The following is a 25,401-nucleotide window of genomic DNA, read 5'->3' as shown; positions in this document are numbered from 1 at the left end:
CTTTTTGTTTACCCGCAAAAAGGCCAAGTCAAACGACTCGGCCTCAACATTTTCGCACTTTTTTCCATATGTTTAGTGATTCGCGATTCCGACCTTCAACTCGCCTTGAATTTCAGGTTCTTGCGCCTCGCAGCCTTCTTTCCACAGCAAGTATCTCACGCTGTCCACAAGCGCTTCCCAGCTCGCTTCGATGATGTTGGTGGAAACGCCGACCGTGCTCCATTTCTCGCCATTACGCGCGGATTCGATCAAGACGCGTACTTTGGCGGCAGTCGCTTCACCTTCGTCCAGAACGCGCACCTTGTAGTCGGTCAGATGCATTTCGCCCAGACAAGGGAAATGATTTTCCAATGCCTTGCGCAGCGCGTGGTCAAGCGCGTTGACCGGTCCATTCCCTTCCGCGGCCGTATGCATGATTTGCCCGTTGATGTTCAGCTTGACCATTGCCTCGGACAAGATGGAACGCTCCGGCGACTTTTCCATGAAGATTTTGAAAGATTCGAGCGAGAACAGCTCATTGAGCTTGCCTGTGCCTTCAAGCATTAAAAGCGATAGCGACGCTTCTGCGCCCTCGTATTGGTAGCCTTGGTATTCCCGCTCCTTGATCAGCTTGATCATTTCGCGCGATTCCGCCTTCTCCTGGTCAAACGAAACATTCAGCTCGTCTGCTTTCGCTAGCAGATTGCTTTGGCCAGCCAGCTCGGAAACAAGCACGCGGCGGCGGTTGCCGATCAGCTCAGGCTCCATGTGCTCGTACGTTTGCGGGTTTTTCAAGACCGCGCTCACATGGATGCCGCCTTTATGGGCAAACGCGCTGTTGCCGACGAACGGCTGGTTGTTTGGCATGGACATGTTGGCGATTTCCGCTACATAGCGAGATAGCTTGGTGAGCTGCCCCAAATTTTCTTCGGACACACAGGAGTAGCCCAGCTTCAGCTGCAGGTTGGGAATGACGGAGACGAGGTTAGCGTTTCCACAGCGTTCGCCGATCCCGTTAACGGTCCCTTGCACCTGCATCGCTCCGGCACGAATCGCTGCAAGCGTATTGGCTACCGCCAGCTCGCCATCGTTATGTGCGTGGATACCCAGCGGAACTGCAAGCTGCGGTACAACCGCAGAGACGATCGTAAACACTTCATCAGGCAGGCTGCCGCCATTCGTGTCACACAGCACGACCCAATCCGCGCCCGCCTCCTCAGCCGCTTTCAATACGGAAACCGCGTACGCCGCATTGTTTTTATAGCCGTCAAAGAAATGCTCGGCGTCAAAAATGACCGTCAGTCCGTTTGCTTTGAGGAAGCGAACGGAATCGCCCACCATGCGCAAGTTTTCGTCCAGCGTCGTTTTCAGTGCTTCGGTCACGTGCAAGTCCCATGATTTCCCGAAAATCGTAGCCACCGTGACGCCGCTATCGATCAGCGCGCGCAGGTTGGCATCCTCATCGGCAGCCACGTTTGGACGACAGGTGCTGCCGAATGCTGCGATTCGCGCATGGTTAAGCTTCATTTCTTTCATCCGATCAAAGAAAGCCATATCTTTCGGATTGCTGCCCGGCCATCCGCCTTCAATAAAATCCATCCCGAACTGATCGAGGCGAATCGCAATCTTTACTTTGTCCTCTACAGATAAACTGATCCCCTCACCCTGCGTCCCGTCGCGCAGAGTGGTATCGTACAGATGGATTTTGTTGTCTCTCATTTTTCTCCACTCCAACTCATTATTCGCAAAATTGTTTGAATCTTCTACTAATTAGTAGTTAAGTGCTGCCTACAAGTATACCACATATCAAAATGTTAAGGGTGAGAAATATCTTGGATAAAGTTGGATGTCACCTCGATGACTTCCTCCAGCTGCGGAGTCGTTCCGGCAAACGGATGGCGCGTATTCCAGACATGATCGCCTGCGGCAATGACATGCAAGCGACTGTCCGCATCTGCAGCATGCAGCCGTTTTGACCCTTCCACCAGCCGGTCAAAATCGGCATCGCCTTGCACAATCAACAGCGGCTGCTCCATTTCTCTTACTTTTGCCAGCAGGTCATATGCTTCCTTGTTGCGATCGACATCGTCGATGACTGCTTGCGTGATCGGCATTTGCTGGCGAGTCCGCGCATTCGCGATATAGCCTACGCCGTTTTCTGCGATCTCTTTTCTGAGTCTTGCATCAAACAGGTTGACATCCGCGATGCCATTCCAGGTAATGATTCCTTTCACTTGCGGGTGATGGGCCCCGAACAAGATGGCGTCGCCTCCGCCTTTGCTGTGTCCCACGATAAAGAGCTGGTTTTTGTCAGCCTCTTGCGGCACCGGCAGCCTACCTGCGTTCAACTCCCCAACGACCGTGGCCAAATCCTCCAGTTCTTTCTCATAGGTATTAATCGCAAACTTGTCCAATTCATCAAAATCCGTCTCTCCCACTCCGTTATGGGAAAAATTGATCCGGATGACCGTAATTCCCCGATGGGCAAGCTGCTCGCATGCATACGGGAAGCTGCCCCAATCTTTAAACCCTTTGAAGCCATGGCAAAAAATCAAGATTGGTTTCGCGCCTCCTGCTGCCTGTCCATTGTCATGCACGTTGCCGCGAATTGTACGATTTTCTCCCGCTTCAATCAAAAATGCTTGTCCACTCATGACCGATCGCCCTTTCCTCTCGCTTATTTCGAATGAGAGTTGCTTAAAGGAAAAGGCACCCGCTCCCTTACGCGAAAGTGCCTCTTCTTTCCTCCATCATACTACGCGCCCTCTTGATCTAACAAATAGAGCGCATATTCAAGCGGGCGCCTGATTGCCACCTCGTACCGCTTCATATCGCCCAGCTCACGAAAAATTTCGCGGCCCGGCTTCGGATTGAACTCGATCAACCAGACATGCCCGCTCGTGTCCACCCCGATATCCATGCCGAATTCGACCATCTGTCCATACTTTTCCTCAATCGCATGAACGGCCAACTTGGCCATCGACCGGCATTCGCTAATGATTCGCTGCGCCTCCGATTCGCCGAAATGTTCGACGAGGAAGTCAAACGCCGCCATCGCTTTTCCGCCGCCGTGCAGATTGGACGTTGAGCTATGGGCTGCGCCGATACGCGCCCCAATCCCTGTCGTTTTCCACTCGCCTGTCTTATTTTTTTGGATCAAGAGCCGAATGTCCGCGGTCCGATCCGGGATCAGGTTGAGTTCAAGCCCCTGTTGAATGAGAAAAATTTCGTTGCCAGAACGTTCTGTCTGAATCCACGATTCAATGAATGTACACAGCTCCGCTTTCGTTTTGATTCCAAGCTGCTCCTTGTTTTGCTTTTTCCCTCTGCCCCACAGCAGATAGCCGTGCGGGGTGCTTTCGATGCGCAGGATGCTTCTTCCCCCCGTGCCATTGCTCGGTTTCACATAAAGCAACCGATGACGGGTGAGCATCTGTTCCAATTGGTCCCTCTCATAAGCGAACGTTTCCGGAAGCCAGGGCCGCATGCGCCCGTCGTCCCACAGCATCTGATGCACCTTCCATTTGTTCGCGAATCGGCTGTTGGCATAGCGAAACAAATTTTGCTGCCGAAACGGCAAATACGCCTCGTGCCGTTTCAGCGGATAGTAGCGGTAGCGATCCAGCACGATGTCGGGCCAAGGGTACCATTTGCTCTTCCATTTTCCCACTCCGTCTGGTACGAAGCCTCGCACCCGCCTTCTCTCCAATGCCACATCCTGAAGTGAAAAAAGAAAAACCGTAGCGCCGAGCTTCTGTCCCGCACGGATCAGACGGCGAAAAAAAGCTGGCTCGCCAAAGCGGGTCCCGTTCCTCCAAGTTAAAATGCCGATGTATGGTTGGCTCATTCCCCGAAGAACACCCCTTCCTCCCAGTGATAGCTTATGTCGACGGATGAGGGTTCGTTTCTGCCAAACGCAGGAATGGGCGTCAAATAGGAAAGCGCCCTGCTTACAAACAGCAGAGCGCTTGTCGTATTACGCTTGATTCGTGAAGAGATAGTGCAGAGCGCTTTTTCCGAGCACCTCTGCTGAAATCACCATCGATCTCTCATCGATATCGAAACGGGGATGATGGTGCGGGTATGCGGCACCTTTTTCCGGATTGCCGGCGCCGATGAAGACGAATGCGCCAGGCACTTTTTGCAAGTAATAGGAGAAATCTTCGCCGCCCATCGTCGGCTCAACCGTTTTCACCGCCGCTTCGCCAACCGCTTCGACTGCGGACTGGCGAACGATCTCGGCTTCCGCTTCCGTATTGATGACGGCCGGATAGCCGCGCGTGTATTCCACAGTAGCGCTTCCGCCCATCATGCGTGCGGTGCCTTCGACGATTTCCTGGATACGCGCTTCTGCCCGATCCCTCACCTCAGCGGAGAAGGAACGCGCCGTGCCCGTCATGCGGCATGTGTCCGCGATGACATTGAAGTTGTCGCCCGCAGTGAACGTACCGACCGTCACGACCACGCTGTCAAGCGGGCTGACATTGCGGCTTGCGATCGTTTGCAAATTCATGACGATCTGCGAGCCGATGACGATGGAGTCCACCGTCTGCTGCGGAATGGCGCCGTGGCCGCCTTTGCCCTGGATGTTGATAGTGAAATCGTCAGCGTTGGCCATTACCGGCCCCGAGCCTATCCAAACCTCCCCAACCGGAGCAGAAGACCAGAGATGCGCGCCAAAAATCGCGTCTACGCCGTCCAGCGCACCGTCTTCCACCATCTGTTTGGCACCGCCGGGCAGCTCTTCCTCCGCATGCTGGAACACGAAGACGATTGTGCCGGGGATCTCTGCCCGATGTCCAGCCAGCACGCTGGCCAGCCCGAGCAGAGTGGCGGTATGGGCGTCATGGCCGCAAGCATGCATGACGCCAGGTATTTTTGATTTGTACGGGACATCCTTTAAATCTTGAATCGGCAGGGCGTCGAAATCAGCGCGGATCGCGACTGTTTTGCCCGGCTGTCCCCCGCGCAAAACGCCGACGACACCGCGTCCGCCGACACCCGTCCGCACTTCATCTAGTTCCAAGCCGCGTAAAATATCGGCGATCATGGCAGGTGTCTTTACTTCATGAAAGGAAAGTTCCGGATATTGGTGAAAGTGACGACGCCATTCGACCATTTGCGCTTCCATATCGTGAATATGCTCTTTTAGCTGTGACAGTAGTGAACTCATTTACAATGGCACTCCTTTCCGAATCCTAGCTCATCCCTTTCATGATAGCAAATGTTCCTTTTATTTGGAAACTACGAATTTTTTACAACATTGGCGGCTTGTAAACCGCGTTGCCCGTTGACGACGTCAAAGGTGACGTTCTCTCCCTCTTCGAGGTTGCGGAACCCGTTGCCAACAATCGCAGTGTAATGAACGAAAATGTCTGTGCCTCCCTCACGCTCGATAAAACCATACCCTTTGTCTTTGTTGAACCATTTCACTTTGCCTTGCATAATCTTGTGCCTCCCTTGCTTTGTAAAGCGTTTTGCTTCTGCTCCAATCTATGCGGCGAATGCGAAAGTTGAGCCTACAGCAGAAAAATATTCTCCCCCGTCCGTGTTTTTGCGCTACAATAATGGGTAGAGCTTTACAAGTCAAAGGAGTGGACACCCTCATGCGTTATGCATTGGTTCTCATCCCCACGCTTCTATTGGCAGCCTGCTCCGACGTGTCGCAGGGCGTGCAGGAAGCGACAACCTCTGTCCAGCAAGCGATCGATACGGGCAAGCAGGCGGTTGAAGTGGGCAAACAAGCGGTGGAAACGGGCAAGCAGGTTGTGGAAAAAGGCAAGGAGATCGCCGATTCCGAACTCGCCAAACAGCTGCAAAGCTTCCTCCAGCAAAAATACGAATCCTCAGCTGCTTTGCGTGCCGCCATGTTTTCCGGTGACGGCAAGCTGGTTGCCGCTGAATTGAAAAAGACCGAACTGGCTGATTTCAGCTTTTACAAATCCGATCTGCTTGGCCTCGAGTTCAAAGGCAAGCTGACGGCAGATGGCACTTTCCAGGTGCTGCGCTATGACCTGGCTAATACGCAGATAGCCCCTACCGTGGTGAAGGAGTTCAACGTCCTCTTGGGCAAGGATGGACAAATTCAAGTTCAATAAAGATGAACACGCAACTAAGAAAAAGACCGACAGGACCATTTCCTGTCGGTCTTTCCTATGTTTAGCGCGATTGCAGCACGGTGCCGATACGTTCATAGCGCGCGCGCAAATCATCGAGGTCAAGTGTCATGTCGAGCGCTGCGAATACCCCGGTGAAATACTCGTCGATCTGCTCCAGCACACGGTTTCGCTCAGTCGTCACCATCTCGGCGAACGCATGGTCGAATTGAGTGACCAATAGATCTTTTCCTTGCGCCAAAAAGCCTGCCACCGGATCCTGCAGCAATTTTTCCAGCTCATCGCGCAATTTGGTTTTGCCATCCTGTTCGAAAAAGTCTTTCGTGCTCTTGAACAATCCAAGCGCTTTGTTGAGCTGCGCCATGCTCGCTTCAAGCGGCAGCTCCTCCGGAACCGCAGGCGTTTCTACCGAATGATTCACATAGGCCGCGAGCGCCAGTCCACCCGTCATGCTAGCGATTTCCTTGCCCCATTGCTCCACGAGCCGAGCTCCAAGCTTGTTGAGGAATTTTTCCACGCGCAAGGACGTCGCACGCAGCTCTTGTCCCAAATCATAGCCGATCATGCGCAAAAGCTCGGTCAAAGAACCTTGCACCGCTTGCTTCATGTTGCGCCCGTCATCTTTGAGCACGGACGGATTGAACGCGTAGTTGAACAGCTCGGTAAAGCGGAAAAACAGGCGCTGCTTCACGTAGTAGATCAGCTCGCTCTGTTCCTTGTCCATATCGCGCTCCTCATTTGCCGTGGAGAGCCCGGTAACCGCGTTTTTTGCGCCTTCGCGCGCGACGACAGCCTGCTCTCTGCGCTGGGCGCGCAAATCGCCGTCCGCCTGCGCCATCGAGATGAATTCGCCCAAAAGCGAATGTGCACGTCTGATATCATGGTAGGCTGCGTCTACCGCAATCTGCGTCAATTCTTCCAACGTGAACCGCAGGAAGTCTTGCTCAAAGTGGGTTAAACCGGAATGGTTGAGACCCACCTCTGGCGCCGGCAACTCATCGGTTTCTGCTAGCGCTAAGCGGGAACGGTACACTTTCTCCGAAGAACCGGCGAGCTTGCCTTTTTCATGCAAACGTGCGAGCAACGCAGTTTGGCTGGAGATTGGATAAATCCGTGGATTGCGAATTCCACAAGAAAGCAGATTTTTCTCGACGTGCGTCACGACGCCGTCCAGCTCTTCTTGAGATGCGGCCAAGTCAGCTGCATTCACCAGGAAGAACATTTTGTCCATTTCAAACGTATCCTTCACGCGGCCCATCTGCAGCAGGAATTCGCGGTCCGCTTGGGCAAACGCGTGATTGTAATATGTCACGAACAAAACGACGTCCGCGTTTTTCATATAATCGAATGCGACACCGGTATGGCGGGCATTGATCGAGTCCGCGCCCGGCGTATCAACCAAGACGATGCCCTGGTCCGTCAGTGCGCAGCTGTAGAAAAGCTCGATATAATCCGTATAACAGGCTTTTTCTTCTTTGGCGACAAAGCCTTTGAAGGCTTGCATGTCGACGATCAGCTCACCGCCGATATGCGCTGACATTTCAGGATGCCCTTTGACTACCGCTTTCAGAAAGGTGTAGTGCGGCTTCGCATTTGGTGCAACCTGCGCCACATCGATGCGCGCGACTTCCGCCAGTCCGCTCTCCAAATCTTTCGCATGGATGTCGAACACAGCCAGCGAGCGCAATACATCCGTTTCGATCGCTTCGCGCGTTTTGACGACAACCCGCACGGTTCCATGTGGATATTGCTCGGTAGGCGGCATGATTTTGTTGATAGCCGCTGTGGTCGGGTTCGGCGAGACAGGAAGGATCATGTCTCCCATCAACGCATTGGCAAACGACGATTTCCCAGCGGAAAAGGCGCCGAACAATGCTACGGTAAATCGATTATCTTCCAGTCTTCCTGCACGATCATTCATCGCCTTGGCTTGCGCCTGCATGCCCGGTACGATGCGGATTTCATCGCTTGTGCTGCGCAGCTGCACCGCAGCATCGATCAATTTTTGCTTCAACTGATTCATCTTTTACTCTCCCTTTACGAGGATGGCACGCAGGCGGTCTGCTGCTTGCTCCTCGGTTGCCTGTAATGCCGCGAGCTCTTTGTGGGCGTCTGCTACGGCCGCTAGCTTTAGCTCGCTTTCGCGCCATGCAGCCGATTCGTCCGCCAAACGATCTTCCAGCTGTTTGATGACGCGTTCGATCAGCGCAAGGCCCGCACGGCGATACGCTGCTTTAATTGAATTGGAAATGTCTTGGCAGTAATTCAACAGATACTCGCGCGAAGCGGCACCCTGTTTCACTTGCGATGCCAACAGTTCAGGCGTAATGGCGATTTTCAGCCCATGTACCTCCTGATGGTAAGCGTCGTCGCGAATGCCATACTCTTGCGGCAGTCTGGTCAAAAGCTCCTTGAAATGGAAGTCGAGATTCGCCGAAACCTTCTCTTGCAGGTCTGCAAGCAGCGCCTGCTCGCGTGCTGCTTTTTCCTCTTCGGTCTTTTTGCCGGCAAACAGAAGACCCACCTTGAAATTGGGGCGGCGGCTCTCCAAGTAACGCTCTGCTGCCTCATTCGTGCTGTAATACGTGAGGCGGGCATTGTCCAGCAGAACGGTCAAATCGCTTTCCATTTTTTTGTAGGCTTTGCTTACCTGTTCCGTTTCTTTGGCGATCCGCGCAGTCACCTCTTGAAGTGCGGAAGCAACCGACTGGGCGTCGCTAGCGTCTACATCGTCCAGTTCGACCTGCGTCTTCTCTTCCAGTGCCCGGCGCTTGTCTGCATGCTGGGCGCTTAGGAAACGCTGATGGTCTTCAATTAGCTGGTAGGCAGACATCAAAATGCTTTGTTCGATCAGCTGTTCACGGTCGCCGATCAACTCTTGCAGCTTCGCATAGAACGCTTCATATTGATTTTCCGGATGGTCTGGCTCAGCCAACGATGTATAGAAAATGCCGTCCGGCTGGATGTTCCACGTAGCGAACGCATCCACGACGCTCTCTTTATAGCTGTCAAAATCCAGCTCGAAATCAAGATGCTTGTCGATCATGTTAATGACCAAATAGACCGGTTTCCCCCAGTCTTTGAGCATCTTTGTGAACGCAAAGTTTTCTTCTGCCTGCACGTGGTTGTAGTCCATCATGTAAACGACCGCATCCGCTAGATGAAGCGCCGATTCGGTTGCGATTTTGTGCGCTGCATCGGTCGAATCGATGCCGGGCGTATCGAGCAGCCCCGCTTGCTCGCCGAGGAACGTGCCAGGGTAGGAAATCTCCACCCAATCAACCGTATCGCCATCGATCGCGTACTGCTTCAGCTTCGACATTTCCGTGTCCGGATCAAAGGTCAGCACGCCCGAATTGCGTGTGTAAACACGTGCCGCTGGCTCACCGCCGCGGATTTTGACCACATTGGCGCTGGTCGGTATCGGATTGGACGGTAAAATATCCTTACCCAAAAGGGTGTTGATCATCGTCGACTTCCCTGCGGAAAAATGGCCGCAGAAGGCAATGCTCATTTCGCCCGTGCGCGCCTTATCCAGCAGCTGTGCGATTTTGGCAGCCATCGTCTCGTCGCCCGCTGCCCGCATCTGAGCTGCGATGCGTTCAAGTCGGTCTGCCATATCGGAGATCGCGATCTGCGCTTTCTCCATCACCTGGTTGGCGTTCATTTGCTCTCACTCCATCTCTCTCTTCTCTACCATGCCGAATGTACCATATCTTCTTATGTTTATTCAATGTTATTTGGTTTGGTTTTTATCGGTATCGGAAAAACTTCGCCTTCCGCAGAAAAAAACTGGGTCCGCACGGTTGCAGACCCAGTTTCTGTAAGGGATGAATTAGCGAACCGCTACGCGTTCTTTCGCTGCAAAAGCGTTCAACATCCATACGTGTTTTTCCAGTTTTGCTTGAATATCTTTCAGCATGTCCGCAGAAATTTCGTCACCCTCTTGGGCTGCTGTCACCATACCCGCCTTGGACTCGGAAGCTACCTGGCGGAAATCATTGATAATGGCTTTTACCATGTCATCGGTGCTTTCTTGGCCTGCCGCTTCCTGCACGGATGCGAGCTGCAAATACTGTTTCATAGTAGCAGCCGGAGCGCCGCCGATCATCAAAATGCGCTCTGCCAATTCATCGATATTTGTCCCCGCTTCATTGTACAGGGATTCGAACAACTCATGCAGCGTGAAGAATTGCGGACCGTTCACGAACCAGTGGTAGTTGTGCAGTTTTACATAAAGAATGTTCCAGTTGGCAAGCTGTTTGTTCAACGTTTCAATTGTTTTTTGCATCCGTCAGTTCCCCTTTCCAATTTGTGAAGCGCTTCTTGTTCATGTACTTATCTTACCACGAATAACTCTTCTTATCAAGAATTATTTTAAATAAATAATTACTATAATAAAATAATCATTTCATCTTTATTCAGATCGCATGCATGACGCTTTTATTGTGCACACTCGCCGCTCCCACATACAGGTAATCCGTTCCAGCCTTTAACAAAAAAAATAGACCGCCGGGCTTACCCAACAGTCTACTTATGCTCAAGCGCTTTACGCTTTTTTGACGATGCGGATTCCATCCTGATCGGCATCGATCACAATCGCTTGCACATTTTCTTCTTCGATCAAGAGATCGGCAACGCCGTCCTCCACATGCTGCTGGATCGCTCTGCGCAGCGGGCGTGCTCCAAAGGAAGGATTGTATCCGAGCTCCGCAATCTTCGCTTTTGCCTGCTCGCTTACGGTCACCTCGAGCCCTTGCGCTTCCAGAGTCGCCACCGTATCTTTCAGCATTAGATCGACGATGCGTACAAGGTCATCGCGCGTCAGCGGATTGAACGGAATGATCGCATCAAAGCGGTTCAAAAACTCTGGTCGGAAGTAGCCTGCAAGCGACTCCATCACTGTTGTCGCCTGCGTTTCCGCTGTTTCTGCGCCGAACCCGACGGTAATGCGGCGTTTTTCGGTTTGTCCCGCATTGCTTGTCGCGATGATGACTGTATCCTTGAAGGTAACAGTTCGCCCATGACTATCGGTCAGACGGCCGTCCTCCAAAATTTGCAGGAAGATGTTTTGCACATCCGGATGGGCTTTTTCGATCTCATCGAGCAAAATAATGCTGTACGGGTTACGGCGGACGCGTTCGGTCAGCTGTCCGGCCTCTTCATGGCCGACATAGCCCGGTGGCGAACCGATCAGTTTGGACACGGTATGCTTCTCCATATACTCGCTCATGTCCAGACGAATCATCGAGTCTTTCGTGCCGAACAACTCTTCAGCCAGCGCTTTGGTCAGCTCGGTCTTCCCGACCCCGGTTTGGCCGACGAACAGGAAGGTGGCGATCGGACGGTTTTTCGGCTTCAGACCCGCACGGCTGCGGCGGATCGCTTTTGCGACCTGTTTCACCGCATCGGTTTGACCAATTACTTTGCTCTCCAGCTGCTCAGCCAGGTTTTTCATTTTGGCCTGTTCATCACTTTGCAGCTTTTTCACCGGAATGCCGGTTTTCGTTTCAATCACGCCTTGAATGTCCTCGAGTGTGACAGCGGTGCGCTGTTCTTTGCCTTCCGCCTGATCAAGCTGCTGCAAAATGCGTTCTTCTTCGTCACGCAGTTTGGCTGCCTCTTCGTACTGCTCGCGGACCGTTGCATTGCGTTTTTCCTGGCTCACCTGCTCAAGACGCTCCCGCAAGTCTTCCACGTCTTGTGTAGAGGAACGCAAATTCACCTTGGATCCCGCTTCATCGAGCAGGTCAATCGCTTTATCCGGCAGGAAACGGTCTTGGATATAACGGTGAGAGAGCTCAACGCAAGCGCGGATCACATCATCCGAGTAGGTCACTTGATGGAATGCTTCGTATTTGGATCGCAAGCCTTGCAAGATCGCGATTGCTTCCTCGACAGACGGCTCCTTAACCATAACCGGCTGGAAGCGACGCTCAAGCGCAGCATCTTTCTCGATTTGGCGGTATTCCTTCAGTGTAGTCGCCCCGATGACCTGCAGCTCACCGCGCGCCAGTGCTGGCTTCAGGATGTTGCCCGCATCCATCGAGCCTTCTGCGGAGCCTGCACCTACGAGCAGATGGATTTCATCGACGAACAGGATCACGTTTTTACGCTTTTGGAGCTCTGCAATGATCTGTTTCATCTTTTCCTCAAACTGGCCGCGAATGCCGGTACCGGCTACAAGCGATGCCACATCGAGCGTGTAGATCATTTTGTTGCGCAGCTTGGCTGGAACCTGGCCCTCCGCGATTCGCAAGGCCAATCCTTCCGCGATCGCCGTCTTCCCAACGCCAGGCTCCCCGATCAGAACAGGATTGTTTTTGTTGCGGCGATTGAGAATTTCGATGACGCGCTCGATTTCCGGATCGCGACCGATCACAGGGTCAATCAGGCCCGCTTTCGCAGCGTCGCTTACGTTTCGGCCAAGCTCATCGAGCAAGCCGCCGCCACGCACAGGTGTATCAAACTGCGGATTGGCCCGCTCCGCCCGATTCATCATATCCATCGTCGGCATGCCGAATCCTTTGAAAAAGTCATCCAGTCCGGAGAACGGCGAGTACGCTTTGCCGCTCACGCCTGCTCCGTTTTTATTCATCAATTTGGCTTGGCAAGTGTCGCACAGATACATCTTCTGCGATTTGCCTTGTACGGTTATTGCAAAAAGCACGTTAGCTTGGTTTTCATTGCATTGTTGGCATAACATAATTCTTACCTCCTCGTATTTGACAAGGTTCGATTTGTATTGATTAGGATCAAAGGCTTCGTCATCCATCATTGTTTGACCTTGTTTGACCTTCGATGATTTGATTATACTTTGACCTTCTTTGACTTTCAAGAGGTAGCAGATGGAAAAATAAAAAAACCATTCGGCGGCTCGCACTTACGTGACGTTCCTGTCGAATGGTTTTCGCTTTTTATAGTAGTAGAGCTATGCTTTCGCCAACAAATCGGCAAACGCTTTGGCGTAAGCCGGCAAATCTGGCGGACGGCGTGCGCCGACGATATGTCCGTCCACGACCACTTCCTCATCGATCCAGGTCGCACCCGCATTTTCGATATCATCCTTGATGCCCGGTGTGGAGGTCGTCGTCACGCCTTGCAAAATTTTTGCCGAAACTAACACCCAGCCTGCATGGCAAATGTGACCGATCGGCTTTTTCGCCTTGTGCATCTCCTGGATGAACGTTAAGATTTCCGGATAGCGGCGCAGTTTGTCCGGCGCCCAGCCGCCTGGTACGAGCACGCCGTCATAATTTTCTGCGGACACGTCGCCCATTGCTTTGTCCGACTCGCACGGCACTCCATACTTACCGATGTATTTCTTGTTCGCCTGCGGACCAACAAAATGGACGGTCGCCCCTTCCTCTCGCAAGCGCATGACCGGATACCACAGCTCCAGATCCTCGAATTCTTCTTCCACGTAGCAAACCACTTTTTTGTCTGCCAATCTCATTCTGCCACCCCTTTCGCTAGATTCACCATTCTATTGTATCAGCTTGCAGCGTATCGTCCCAAATGAAAGATATAAAAAAAACAAACGACAGTGCCTATGCAAGCTGCCGTTTGCTTTACGTATGTATGGTGCCGGTGAAGGGACTTGAACCCCCACGGTTTCCCTCACGATTTTGAGTCGCGCGCGTCTGCCATTCCGCCACACCGGCAAAACTGGTCGGGAAGACAGGATTCGAACCTGCGACCCCTTGGTCCCAAGCCAAGTACTCTACCAAGCTGAGCTACTTCCCGACAAAAAATGGCGTGCCCTGAGAGATTCGAACTCCCGACCTTTTGATTCGTAGTCAAACGCTCTATCCGGCTGAGCTAAGGGCACATCTAGTAACAACATCGACTATGTTACTATATTCACAGCCAGAATGCAAGGAAATCCCTTTCCTTTCGACAAATTTTTGCGGATTTTTGGTGAAAAAAGTTGAAACGAGCGTTCCACATGCAACGTATAGTACAAGGAAGGACCTTTTTTTTCCAAATCTATCGTGGAGGACCAATTATGGATCGGATCAATCTCGTCGACTATCGCCCTGAGCTAGCGGCTGCCGTGGCCAACATGTGGAACAACAGCCAGGATGGCTGGGGCGGCGGAAACAGTATCAAGACAACAGAACAGGTTTTGCAAGAGGAAGCCACCTCCGATGCACTGCGCGTCTTTTTGGCGATGGACGGGGAGCAGGTAGCCGGATACTGCAGCTTCGGTGAATACCGGGAAGATACGGGCGCGCTCTACATTCCGTTGCTCAATGTCCGCCCCGAGTATCAAGGCCAAAAGGTCGGCAAGCTGCTGGTGCTGCGCGCTGTCGAGGAGACGATCAAACTCGGGTGGCCGCGCCTCGACCTCTATACGTGGGCTGGCAACACAAAGGCAATCCCGCTTTACAAGAAATGCGGTTTTTTCTGGGAGCGCCGCGACGACAGCACACACTTAATGAATTTTATCCCGACGGTGCTGCAGACAGAAGCCATCGCCGATACCTTCACCACGATCGACTGGTACCGCGACAGCACGCGACCCATCGAGGTGGAGCCCGATGGCCGAACCGAAAATCGCTTCGATTATTATGAATACAGCTGGCAGCGCGATGACGTGCGCCTGCGCGTCGAGTTCGAGAGACGCGGGAGAGGTTTGCGCCTGATCGAAACCGATGATTACTTGATCAGCGCGACTGTGGAGCAAGCGGAATTGGTGTTCGGCAGCCGCTATCCCGTTACATACCGCATCGTCAACAAGTCAGGGAAACCGCTGCACATCAAGCTCGCAGGTGAAAATGACAAAAACATCGTGTTCGAACTGGCGGAAGAGGTGACCGTGCAGCAGGAGCTATCGATTACCGGCCATTTCACTGTCGGCGAAATCGACCGTGAGCAAAGCGTCTGGACGACGCATCCATGCGTCCGCGCCCATCTCCTCATCAATGGAAAATCCGCTCTCTTCCAAGTCGGCATCGTGCCCAAGTTCCCGGCGTCTCTATCGGTCACGGTCCCCGGCACACTGCACCATCGCGACCAAAAAGGCGTTTTTTAACTCGATTTGCAAAACAACTTTCCAGAAACGGCCTCGTTTTCGCTGGAGCTGCCGAACTCTCCTTTCCTTACGCTTGATCAAACATCATATGCTGTTACAGCAAAAGCAAAGGAACGCGTTTCCCTTGCGATCCCCTATCGTCTCGGTGATTTCGGCTTCTATGAAGCGACTATTCCGATCACCGCTACGCTTGAAGGAGGACGCTCCGTGGCGTTTCGCAAAAAGGTTGGGGCAGCCTTTACCGGATTGGGGGCACGGCTTCGCGGCGAAACCGAGACGAGCTGGATGATTTATAACGGCAAGTATGCGGTCGCCTTCGACAAGGAAGAGCATGAGATTCTCTTGCACAACGCTTCCTCCGATACGCCCCCGACCTTTTATTATCCGCGGATCGGCAAACCGTACTCCAGCGAGTTTTCCAAAAAAGAGCCGGAATCTGTCACCTACTTTGAGAAGCACGGCGGGATTGGGCTGACCGTCACCTATCGTTCCGGTGATTTCGCCGGGATTTTGCTGGCCATCCATACGCTGCTCTATGGAGATGGCACGGTAGAACAGTGGCACGAAATGACCAACACAGGAGATGTGCCGCGGGAGCTGTCATTCACGCTGGCCCTTTCCACTGGGCTTTATCGGGTGATCCTGCCTTATGAAGATGGCTTCATTGAAACGAACGACTCGCAAGGCAGTTCCTTTGAATATTGGGAGAGCAGCAATCTGGCGGAAAACTGGCTGTTTGTGCGGGGAGATGCTACGCCGTGCGGGATCAGCTGGCCCGTGGAATTTTCCCCCATTTTTGAAGGCTGGCGCATGCAGCTCGAGTGTGAGGTAGGGCTGTTGGCTGCACAGGAAACACGCACGACCAAGCCGCTGCTCATCAGCATGGGTTCGTTCACCGACTGGCGGGAGTTCCGCGCCCATACGCTACAGATGAATACAGTGGAAAACAAACCGCTCTACCGCCATCAGGAGCTGATCATTAATGAGCGGAACCCGTTTGTATCTGCGAATGCCGAAGTGGAAGCGACCCTGAAGGACTACAAACTACAGTACCTAGACGGCGAAGTCGCTTTGGGAATAAAGACGAATGGTTCAGCTCACGAACAAACACACGATCTATCGAGTGATGATGAAGAGACAAGCGCATCTTTCACGCTAACACCACCAGCCAGCACCGGCGATATCCAGCTCGTAACGGCTTCCTTCAATCAAAGAACGATTTCAGCGCAGTTTACCGATGTGATAATTCCAGTGGGTCCCGACCAGATCGAAAAAGGTGACGGCTCGCGCGACGGGTTCGCTACTCTATTTGCAGACAACGGCTTGATTCGGCTGGAGGCGGCGCCTAACTTCTTCCCTTCCCTCCTGTCGCTTACAGCCGGCAATAAAGAATGGCTGGACCGTTCCTTTCCCGAGCTCGTTGCCAAATCATGGTGGAACCCGTACGTAGGCGGGATCTTCAATTTGCCCGCTGAGCTACATGCCCGTTCGTTGATGAAAGAAAAGCGAAGTGGCTCTTTCGCGACATTGCACGATACGAAGGGAAACCTTTGGGAAGGGATCAAAATCAGTGTCGATGTCGCTGAGCAAGAGGAGTTCACGGGACTTTCCTACGACCAATATTTTCTTCTCCTGCCCGGTGCCCCTGTTCTGTGCCATACGGTCGCGATCAGGCAACAGACTGGCGTATACTTCCATCAAGAAGAATGGAATACAAACATCTTCCTTGCCATGCCGAACACGGCCGGAAGCTGGGTGCAAACCCATAACGCAAGCAACGAGCCGGTCCACGCCGCCATCGGGCATGAGGAAGGGTTCATTGCCGAGTCGAGCAGCCTGCTATTCGGTACGACCGACAGCGTGCGCAAAATGCAGGTGGTTACCGACCTGACTGCGGCCGAGATGGAAGTGTATTTTAATAAGGAAGTGACCAACCTTTCCATCAGCCGAGAGCTCGATCTGGCTCACGGCGACAAAACTTTCCTGTCCCCTGTATTTTTCGTATTTACGGAAGAAGCGATTGCCGACAATGCCCTACATGCGCTGCGGCAGCTCCGTTTTTAACTCATCCTGCCAAAACCAGGCTGCCAGTGACACCTTGTGTCCGGCAGCCTTTCCCTTTTTCCCATTGTTCTGACCCGAAAATCTTTGTTGACGCGACATAGTTTCCCACCTTATGATAAAAGGGCTTACCCTTTTGATAATCATTATCAATCTCAAATGCATCGTAAGGAGGTCTTCCTTTGTATTACCGCTGCTTGCTCATCTTCCTGCTGCTCATCGTACAGCCTGTTACGGCTTTTGCCTATTCTTATGGCGATCCGAACAAGGAAGAGGTAGCTGAAACGTATAAAGAAATCGCTGCTAAATTGGAAAAGAGCCCCGAGGACTGGGCTGGCGCGCTCTCTGCGTACAATGCGCGCAAAGCGGAAATCGTTCTCGAATTCGGCCAATCCCTCTCGGATACGATCGAATCAAACTTGAAGAGCAAGCAAAAAGACCTCGCGTTACATAATTATCGGGTTGTTTTGGTAAAAAACGTTGAACGCCGCTTGAAATCGGTCGACGAGGAATTCAACGATTATGCGAAAGCAAAGCTGATGCTCGCCAAAGGCCGCGGCACATTTGCCGTTCTTGAGCCGTCCGTTGGAGATGCCGGGTCGAAAAAAGTGTACGCCGCCTTCGACAAAGCGTTGACAGCGCTAGGCAATCCGGGCTTGTTCGGCGTTGGCGTCGTTGCGCCTGACAAACAGTTGTACCAGACGGAGAAAAACGTGGTGATGAGCACGCTCGCTCCACTCGCGTCAATAAAAGCAAGCACTACGGTCGCGAAGCAAGAGCCGGCGAAAACAACAGCTGCACAGCCTGCCCAGCAGCCTGTTGCCGCCAAAGCGGCACAGCCAGCGGCTACTCCGCAGCAAGGGCAGCCAGCGACCAAACCTGCTGATGCAAGTACACAACCAGCAGCCAAACAGCCTGGGACTATGGGTGAGCAGAATCCGGCGGCTACAACCACCGCTCCGCCTGCGCCTGCGAACACGCAAACGACGCCAGAACAACCTTCACAGCCTGCATCAGGCAGTGCGAACGCGGCGACCGGTGCGACAGCAGAATCCGCAACGGCACCAACCGCACCAACGGAGGCACCCGCTGAATCTAAGGTGAATCCAGCGGTTACCGTCGGCGTGATCGGCGGCATCCTGGTCCTGGCCGGCGGTGCGTTCTGGATCGGAAAACGCAAAGGGCTGCTCTAATCTGTTTTCGGTACGATGTGATTTTTGTCTCGAACTGATTTGTTTAGAAACAATGGGCGCGGACCTCTTCCTAGCAAGAGGTCTCCTTGCCTGTTTTGGGGGGATTCCACGTGGATTTGCAGGCGTTTTTAATTACTCTACGCGAAGCGTTCGAAGCTTTGCTCATCATCGGCATCATCATCAGCTATCTCAACCGTGTCAACGCTTCTAAATGGAACAAATGGGTGTGGACCGGGGCGGGCTTGGCACTTGTCGCCAGCTTTGCCGTCGCTTTGCTCTTCCAGGTGGTGCTGACCGGCTTTGCGACGATGGCAAGCCAAAACTTCATGCGGATCGGCATGCTGTTTGCCTCAGCCTTCTTATTGACGCATATGGCTGTCTGGATGAATTCGCAGCAAAAAGATATTCGTGGTGACATGCAGCAAAAGCTGAACAAGATTTTGACGGCAGGCAGCGCAGCCAACTTAATCGTTCACACCTTTCTCGTCACACTCCGCGAATCCGTTGAGACCGTCTTCTTTTTTGCCGCAATTAGCGGCGGCGATATCCAGCGGGCGCTCACAAGCTGGGGCGCAATCGCCGGTCTGGTTCTCGCCTGCATCTTGTCTTACTTATTTTTCAACAGCAGCAAGCGCATCTCGCTGCGCAAATTTTTCACCATCACCAAAGCCATGATCTTGATCATTGCGGCAGGCCTGTTCTCCCAAGGAGTCGGCGCTCTGCAAGACCAGGGCATCATCGGCAGCGTATACAAAACGTCTGCGGGCGATATCGGCGAATTGTACAACATAGTCGCGATCTTGCCGGAGCATCCAGTCGATGAGGAACATTACTTCCGCGATACCGGCAAACACTCTCTCATCAACGGCGAGGTCGGAATTTTCCTCAAAGCGATGCTGGGTTACACACACAACCCATCTGTGGAAGAGTTTTGCTCGTATTGGCTCTACTACATCGTCATCTTCTTCCTAATGCGGTACAGAGCGGTCTCCACCACAAGGAAAAAGCTGTCCCCCGTCGTGAATCCGCCTGTAATGGAATAGGTGCGACAAAAACGGTCACATCCAATCTAATGAAAAACGTCTTAACGTTTTTCGGAAAATAAGCCGTGGTGAAAACCGCGGCTTTCGTATTCCGTCGGGCTTACGTTTTCAACTTTTTGCAAAGGAGAGGCTTCATGCGGCACATCCGTTCCCCTATCATTTCCGTCGATTACGTGCTAATGCTGCTCGTATCCATCGCACTGTTTTTCGTTCGCCTGCATGTTGCCGGACCGTATGCGGAAAACTGGGATTCCGTCGATTTCACCCTGGCGTTGCACCGCTATGATATTTTTGAAATGCAGCCCCACTTCCCCGGCTATCCGATCTATATTTTGCTTGCGGGAATGCTCCTTCCGCTTTCAGGCGATCCGGTTCTTGCGCTTTCGTGGACGTCCGCTGCGGCGGGCAGTCTGGCGCTGTTTCCTTTTTTTGCGCTGGCCCGCCGCTTCGTCCCGACCCGCTGGGGCGCATGGCTCGCGGTACTGCTTTTCGCTGCAAGCCCGCTTTTGTCTCTGTCCTTTGTGCAGCCGATGTCGGAGGGGCTTGGTTTGGCCGGTGTCTTGTTGCTGGAAGCGTATTTGCTTACCGCCTTGGACAAACCGAAACGAAATCTGCTCGGGCTCACCAGTACCGGCGCGCTGTTGTTCGGGCTTTTGCTGGGCATACGCATTTCATATTTTCCCGTCGGGTTTCTCCTGTTTTTGCCACTCGCCCTCATGTACCGGGAGAAGAAATCGACGCTCGGCTTTCTCCTGCAGCTCTTTATCACAGGCTGCCTGTTTTTGGTGGGGCTCGCTGCGTGGCTTTTGCCGACTGCCGCTACAGAAGGGGGGCTCATGCCCTTTCTCTCCCTTGGCGTCGCGTTTACATCCGGTCATTTTACCGATTGGGGCGGAACCGAGTTTTCCAGCCATCTGGGCTGGTGGCATATCGCCGCGATTTGGCTGTGGGACCGGATGGTTGTCAATGGATTGCTCGGGCTTGCCCAGCTGCCGATTTCATTCGCGAAGAGTGTACCTGCGCTCCTGTTGGCAGCCTTTCAGCTCCTCCTCTTGACGATAAGCCTGCTCCCGCGCGCTTGGCGAATGCAGGGCGGCCGACTGCTGCTCGCCTTTTTGCTGCTGGCAGCGCTCCCGTATCTCCTGTGGCTCTTACTTGGGCAAAACAGTGAAAAGGCGCGCCATCTGCTGCCGATTGTCCCCTGGCTGCTGTTTTTGCTTGCGCGCGGCTTTGTCCAGATGTGCGGATGGATCAAAGGCAGGCTTACTGCGCAAGCGTGGCTTCCCGCATTGATCGCCCTGCTGCTACTCGTTCCCCTTGCACTTAGGCAGACCGAGGTTCTACAAGCCCATCTGGACCCACCTCCAGCAAAGCAGCTCGTGGACTATGTCAGAGCTCACTATCCGGCACAAGGGACGCTCACCTACACATGGGAGGAGCAACGGCTGTTCGACTATTACGCACCGGATTATGCGACAGAGCGGCTGCAGAGCTATCCTTATTTCGTTCAATCGGTGCTGCTTCGCAGTCCTACCGTGTCGCGAATTTTGCTAACCAATGCGGTAGTTGACGGGTTCGGGCCGTATTCCCCCCTGCGTACCAAAGTGCGTGAAGTGGCGCGTTTTGCAGCCGACCCTTTTCTTTATCCGACCTATCATACGGTCATTTTGTACGAACTGCCGGCGGAAGCGATTGCGGAGATAAAGCAAGGTAAATAGGAAACGGCAAAATTGCATAGCAAAAAAGCCCTGTCTATCCATGGACAGGGCTTTCTTGCTTGCGCCCGAAGCACTTACTTCCCGACCTCTTTTTGCAGCTGCTCGAAAAGCTGCTTGGTCTTCTGCGGTTCTTTTTCATTATAGAAAACATAACCGTCGGTTAGCTTGATTTGAATGTAAGGGGGGTTATTCTTGAAAATGTACAATCTCGATTTTCCCAGCCCTTGCAGGCGGAAATGGCCCCGCGCATACGAATCCGTGGCCTCTCCGTTGGTCTTGATGCCGGAGGGCACACTATCAACCAGCGCTACATGCTCGACATCCGCGAGACTGACATCGAAGGAATACATCGGGTACGCGATGGCGAGTTTGTGATCCGGTGTGACGGACAAGACCGGTGACGTCAATTCTGAGCGGATCAGCATAAAGGAAACGCCGATGATGACCACGGCAGCTATGCCGACGGAGCCCCATGCGATCAATTTACCAGTAAATGTCGCCGTATTAACGGTCTCGCCGAACCCGACCCGTTTGGTCACGAACACGCTATTGTCATGTGGGTTATGGTAGGTGAAGCCGTTTGCCCAATACTCGTCGTCATCCGTATAGATGACTTTCCCATCGTGCGCCAGCACTTCCTGCTCCAGCGCCTGGACGTGACGGTACGCGTAAAACAGGATCCCGATTGGCACCACCGTAAACAGCAGAATCACCGTGAGCCATACTCCGTTTGCATCCGCATTTTCATTGACTGCGAGCAGATACATAAGCAAAAAGTGAATGGTCTCGACGATCGCCATAAAAAGCAACGTATAAGAGAACGTCCTTCGTCTCGCCTGATTCAGCACCAGATTCACTTCACTGTTCATACTGTACACTTTCGCCTTCGCCTTGCGCATGTAGAGCCAGATGAAGAAGAGCATTGCAGTCAGGACAAAGCCGCCTGAGGTGACGCCCGCAAGCTCAATGTCTTCACGTACAGCCCACAGCATCGTGCCGGTCGAAATCGCAAACGGAATTGTGAAAAGCCACAGCGAAGCCGCTCGTTGATTTTTCAGCTGTGCGACACGCAGATCGCTATAGACGACACCTTTATTGCCAACATACCATTCATTCTCGCGCTTTAAAGCGAGCGTCTCGCGGAAGGCGCGGCGGAACGGAATCACCATCACGATGAAAAACGCAAAAAACCAAACAAAAAAGTAAATCGTCTGATACGCCATCCAAAAATGGAGGACCACAAATGGCACAAGCGTGACGACCATCCACACGCTCGCCTGGTTGAACCGCTTGCGAAATTGCGTGCGAATGCTTTGGATTCCTGCATGGTCCATGGCATGTACAGGCAAGGTGACGGCAAACAGCATGCCATTGCGATATGTGGCCTGCGGCTTATAGGTTGCAATCAGTGCCGCATAGCAAATGATAGCTATCACAAGCATAGTAATCGTGAACATGAATATCACCTCATACCAGAGATTAGGAGTGCCGATACGTCATTTTGGCGAAAATTTGGGAGCAAAGGGCTTGAAACCTGGATTGGTCGATGCCTTGAATCGTCGCTTGTGCGATGAGAAGCTCCAGCTGCTCCTCCAATTGAGGAGAAGGGGCCGGATTGTCCTCTTTCGGTGGACTCACCTTGGCACCGTGCCGTCGGTCAATGACGATGTAGCCTTGCTGCTTCAGAATGGTGTATGTTTTGTTGACCGTCATCGTGTTAATGCCCAGCTCTTCGGCCAATTGGCGAACGGTGGGCAGCTTCTCATTGGGTGCCAGCTCCCCTGTGGCAATTCCGATGACGATCTGGTTACGGAGCTGCTCATACAGCGGTGTATCGCTCTCCAACTGCAATGAAATAATCATGTGTGCAAATCACTCCCTTGCAAATCGCGTGAACCATTAAGTATTATTCATTGTAATACAAATAATACTATAAGTCGAGTTCCAAAAAAATAGTCTGCTGCACTGGCATGAATTTACACGGTAACAAAAAACAGCCTAGGGGAGTCCCCTAAGCTGTCTGTATCCTCTTCCGTTCTGCAAAAAAGGCACCAAGCTGCGACGCAACATCTCCGCCGCTGATGACGACCGCTTCGATGCCCGGTCCGTATCCTACGCCTGCTCCAACCAGGTAAAGCCCTTCGATCGGCGCTTTAAACGTCGGGAACGGACTCGCTTCGCCTTCCAGCCGTTTGCTGTTGTAGACCGAGCCTTCATGAGTTCTCATGTAATGTGCGACAGTCCGCGGCGTGGCGATTTCTGTAAAGAGGATCGATTCGGCGGCTTGCGGGTCGATTTCACGAAGCAGCTCGAGGCATACGCGGTCGACCTCTGCCTTGACCGCAGCGTACTCTACATCCGTCATAGCCTGGAAGCGACTCGCTTCCGCTTTGGTCTGCATATTGATGTGCAGCGTGGCTTTTCCATTCGGCGCCAGCGTCGAATCGAGCGCGGAGGCTGAGTGGATGCCAATACCTTCGATTCGTTGGTCGATGCTAGCCAAGTGAATCGGTTTGGGCAGCGAATAGTGAATCAAATGATTCGTCGCAAATTCGCAGTCGATCGCTGCCGTCCAGATCAACAGCGAGGTGGACGGTTCGAGCCGCCGCACTTTTTCCTGATAGGCGAGCGGTAATTTGTCCAGCCCCACCAGCTTTTCATATGTGACGCGTGGATCGACGTTGGAAATGACGACAGGCGCGTAATAGACGGCTTTTTTGGTGACAACCCCTTGGACTTGGTTGTCGGAAACGATGATGGATTGCACCAATTGGGACAAAAGTGCTTCGCCGCCGTACTCCCGCAGTTTTTCCACTAGCTTCATGGCCAGCTCTCCTCCGCCACCCTGCGGTCGGAAGCCGCCAATCAAAAAGTAGCCCATCAGCGCGATCATGGTACCAGCCGGTGTCTCTTCCCCTGCATCACCGACATAGCCGGTCAGCATGGACATTTGTGCACGCAGCGCGGGCTCGCGGACGAAACCATCCAGGAAGTCCTTCCACGTGCTTGCGCTCCACCGCAAAAATTCCGGATACATTTCCGCAAAACGGGTCATTTCTTCCATCGATTCCGGCTTGCGCGGGCAGAGACGGTCCGGAGCGAAAACGGAGTACATGCCGTCATAGCACGCTTTGATCTCCGTAAACATCGCCTCGATTCCGTCGCGTTCATGCGGAAACTCCGCGATGAGCTGGTCCCGCCACTTCCAGTAGTCGTTCGGAATGATTTTTGTCTGTTTCCCGTCGCGGTATTCGTACGTGTTTTTCAGCCAGGTGATCGCATTTTCCAGTCCATGCCGCTTCAGCAAATGATTTACTGGCCCTTGCTCGCCCAATCCACTGATCGACTCGACGCCTGCTTCGAACTTGAAGCCCCCTTTGCGCGTGTATGTCGAGCACGCTCCGCCAAACAAATAATGCTGCTCGAGCACCAGTACCTTTGACCCGAGCGCAGCCAGCTCCACTGCTGCGGTCAGCCCTCCGATTCCGGAGCCGACCACGATCACGTCATAATGGTACGGTTCAGCAGGAGGGGCATCCGAAATGGCTGGGCTCCAATTGAGTTCTTGTGGCTGCATCGCTTTCATCCTTTCAGCAAATTGGCGCTGCATGCGCGGCGGCAATACGGAATTGGCGATCAGTCCCGGGATCATCCAGATATGTGTCAGCACCGTCCCGGTGACACTAGAGAGTATCGCGAATTGTGTCAAGCAAGCAAATAGCGCCGAAAGTGTGAAGGAAACGCTCCAGATTACGGTAAGCCGTCGATTGATGGAAGTAAACAGCGGGTGTGTCCAGACCGCTTTCGGCGTCGTTTCCTTTGCATATTGAATCGTGAACAGTTCGCCGACAAACAAGGAAAGCGTCGTGGTGACGGCCAAAATCACATACGTTGTGACCTGCCCATAAGTCAGTATGTCTGTATTCGGATCAAATAGCGTGACAATGGTAGCGATGACAAAATAAGCAGCATTGATGATCGTCAATGTTTTTAACGAGCGGGTCTTCGCCTGGCTGTACAGCATCCACCCGACAATCAAGAGAGCGATTCCCAGCCCCACGATTTGCGGTGGAATGAAAAAAGCAGCGATCAGCGGGATAAAATCGCGAAAAATCGACCAGAGCGTACGCATGTCTTCTCTCCTTGTTTTTTTCCAAGATGTTTTCTATGTCGAGTATACAATACCGACCGTCGGTTTGTAAATAGTTGACAAACCGACGGTCTGGATGTAGTATGAGGGCAATCTTTTCTTAC

Annotated in this window: 19 protein-coding genes and 3 tRNA genes; 6 read left to right on the top strand and 16 right to left on the bottom strand. The window is 52.9% G+C overall.

All coding sequences use genetic code 11. The features are described 5' to 3' along the window. Nucleotides 1–72 precede the first annotated feature (72 nt). From cimA to EDM56_RS16710, 5 genes are all read right to left on the bottom strand, one after another. Nucleotides 73–1,698, bottom strand: coding sequence for a citramalate synthase (cimA, locus tag EDM56_RS16730; protein ID WP_122919008.1), 1,626 nt, complete (start codon nt 1,696–1,698; stop codon nt 73–75). A 95-nt stretch (nt 1,699–1,793) separates the two neighbouring features. After that, complete coding sequence (locus tag EDM56_RS16725; RefSeq protein WP_122919007.1) at nt 1,794–2,633, bottom strand: alpha/beta hydrolase family protein; 840 nt, start codon at nt 2,631–2,633, stop codon at nt 1,794–1,796. A gap of 101 nt (nt 2,634–2,734) precedes the next feature. Next, nucleotides 2,735–3,826 (bottom strand): YheC/YheD family endospore coat-associated protein, encoded by a 1,092-nt coding sequence (locus EDM56_RS16720; RefSeq protein ID WP_122919006.1) that lies wholly within the window; start codon nt 3,824–3,826, stop codon nt 2,735–2,737. A gap of 129 nt (nt 3,827–3,955) precedes the next feature. Beyond that, nucleotides 3,956–5,152 (bottom strand): amidohydrolase, encoded by a 1,197-nt coding sequence (locus tag EDM56_RS16715; RefSeq protein ID WP_122919005.1) that lies wholly within the window; start codon nt 5,150–5,152, stop codon nt 3,956–3,958. Between the two features lie 71 nt (nt 5,153–5,223). After that, entirely contained in the window at nt 5,224–5,424 is a 201-nt protein-coding gene (locus EDM56_RS16710) for a cold shock domain-containing protein (protein WP_122919004.1), read from the bottom strand. 161 nt (nt 5,425–5,585) lie between these two features. Between EDM56_RS16710 and EDM56_RS16705 the strand changes: the two genes are divergently transcribed. Next, nucleotides 5,586–6,077 (top strand): hypothetical protein, encoded by a 492-nt coding sequence (locus EDM56_RS16705; RefSeq protein ID WP_122919003.1) that lies wholly within the window; start codon nt 5,586–5,588, stop codon nt 6,075–6,077. Nucleotides 6,078–6,138: 61 nt separating this feature from the next. Here the strand turns inward: EDM56_RS16705 and EDM56_RS16700 are convergent, their stop codons facing one another. The 8 genes from EDM56_RS16700 to EDM56_RS16665 form a co-directional block, all read right to left on the bottom strand. Beyond that, nucleotides 6,139–8,118 (bottom strand): dynamin family protein, encoded by a 1,980-nt coding sequence (locus EDM56_RS16700; protein ID WP_122919002.1) that lies wholly within the window; start codon nt 8,116–8,118, stop codon nt 6,139–6,141. Nucleotides 8,119–8,121: 3 nt separating this feature from the next. After that, nucleotides 8,122–9,762: a dynamin family protein gene (locus tag EDM56_RS16695; protein WP_122919001.1), complete on the bottom strand. Its 1,641-nt coding sequence runs from the start codon at nt 9,760–9,762 to the stop codon at nt 8,122–8,124. Nucleotides 9,763–9,930: 168 nt separating this feature from the next. Beyond that, entirely contained in the window at nt 9,931–10,386 is a 456-nt protein-coding gene (locus EDM56_RS16690) for a Dps family protein (RefSeq protein ID WP_122919000.1), read from the bottom strand. 258 nt (nt 10,387–10,644) lie between these two features. Then, entirely contained in the window at nt 10,645–12,801 is a 2,157-nt protein-coding gene (locus EDM56_RS16685) for an ATP-dependent Clp protease ATP-binding subunit (protein WP_122919215.1), read from the bottom strand. Nucleotides 12,802–13,026: 225 nt separating this feature from the next. Further along, the gene (locus EDM56_RS16680) at nt 13,027–13,551 is read right to left on the bottom strand and encodes a type 1 glutamine amidotransferase domain-containing protein (protein WP_122918999.1); all 525 of its coding nucleotides are present in this window, start codon (nt 13,549–13,551) and stop codon (nt 13,027–13,029) included. A gap of 126 nt (nt 13,552–13,677) precedes the next feature. Beyond that, nucleotides 13,678–13,759: transfer RNA gene (locus EDM56_RS16675), tRNA-Leu, on the bottom strand. A 5-nt stretch (nt 13,760–13,764) separates the two neighbouring features. Continuing rightward, nucleotides 13,765–13,841: transfer RNA gene (locus EDM56_RS16670), tRNA-Pro, on the bottom strand. 8 nt (nt 13,842–13,849) lie between these two features. Next, nucleotides 13,850–13,926, bottom strand: a tRNA-Arg gene (locus EDM56_RS16665). Nucleotides 13,927–14,103: 177 nt separating this feature from the next. Here EDM56_RS16665 and EDM56_RS31895 point away from each other — a divergent pair. The 5 genes from EDM56_RS31895 to EDM56_RS16640 all read left to right on the top strand — a co-directional run bounded on the left by EDM56_RS31895 (nt 14,104) and on the right by EDM56_RS16640 (nt 21,147). Continuing rightward, nucleotides 14,104–15,132, top strand: a complete 1,029-nt coding sequence (locus EDM56_RS31895; protein ID WP_246009415.1) for a GNAT family N-acetyltransferase — start codon at nt 14,104–14,106, stop codon at nt 15,130–15,132. A gap of 6 nt (nt 15,133–15,138) precedes the next feature. Continuing rightward, complete coding sequence (locus EDM56_RS16660; RefSeq protein ID WP_246009414.1) at nt 15,139–17,196, top strand: hypothetical protein; 2,058 nt, start codon at nt 15,139–15,141, stop codon at nt 17,194–17,196. Nucleotides 17,197–17,375: 179 nt separating this feature from the next. Further along, nucleotides 17,376–18,386, top strand: a complete 1,011-nt coding sequence (locus EDM56_RS16650; RefSeq protein ID WP_122918997.1) for a hypothetical protein — start codon at nt 17,376–17,378, stop codon at nt 18,384–18,386. Between the two features lie 110 nt (nt 18,387–18,496). Further along, nucleotides 18,497–19,429, top strand: a complete 933-nt coding sequence (locus EDM56_RS16645; protein WP_122918996.1) for an FTR1 family iron permease — start codon at nt 18,497–18,499, stop codon at nt 19,427–19,429. Nucleotides 19,430–19,563: 134 nt separating this feature from the next. Further along, entirely contained in the window at nt 19,564–21,147 is a 1,584-nt protein-coding gene (locus tag EDM56_RS16640) for a hypothetical protein (RefSeq protein WP_122918995.1), read from the top strand. A gap of 74 nt (nt 21,148–21,221) precedes the next feature. On the opposite strand, the gene EDM56_RS16635 is transcribed toward EDM56_RS16640, so the two are convergent. From EDM56_RS16635 to EDM56_RS16625, 3 genes are all read right to left on the bottom strand, one after another. Continuing rightward, nucleotides 21,222–22,604, bottom strand: coding sequence for a hypothetical protein (locus tag EDM56_RS16635; protein ID WP_122918994.1), 1,383 nt, complete (start codon nt 22,602–22,604; stop codon nt 21,222–21,224). 22 nt (nt 22,605–22,626) lie between these two features. After that, complete coding sequence (locus tag EDM56_RS16630) at nt 22,627–23,010, bottom strand: GntR family transcriptional regulator (RefSeq protein ID WP_122918993.1); 384 nt, start codon at nt 23,008–23,010, stop codon at nt 22,627–22,629. A gap of 148 nt (nt 23,011–23,158) precedes the next feature. Continuing rightward, on the bottom strand, nt 23,159–25,279 hold the full coding sequence (locus tag EDM56_RS16625) for a phytoene desaturase family protein (protein ID WP_122918992.1): 2,121 nt from the start codon (nt 25,277–25,279) through the stop codon (nt 23,159–23,161). Nucleotides 25,280–25,401 lie beyond the last annotated feature (122 nt).

It is taken from the genome of Brevibacillus fluminis, assembly GCF_003710825.1.
In the GTDB taxonomy this organism is placed as follows: Bacteria; Bacillota; Bacilli; order Brevibacillales; family Brevibacillaceae; genus Brevibacillus_D; species Brevibacillus_D fluminis.
This window is presented reverse-complemented; position numbering and strand designations above follow the sequence as displayed.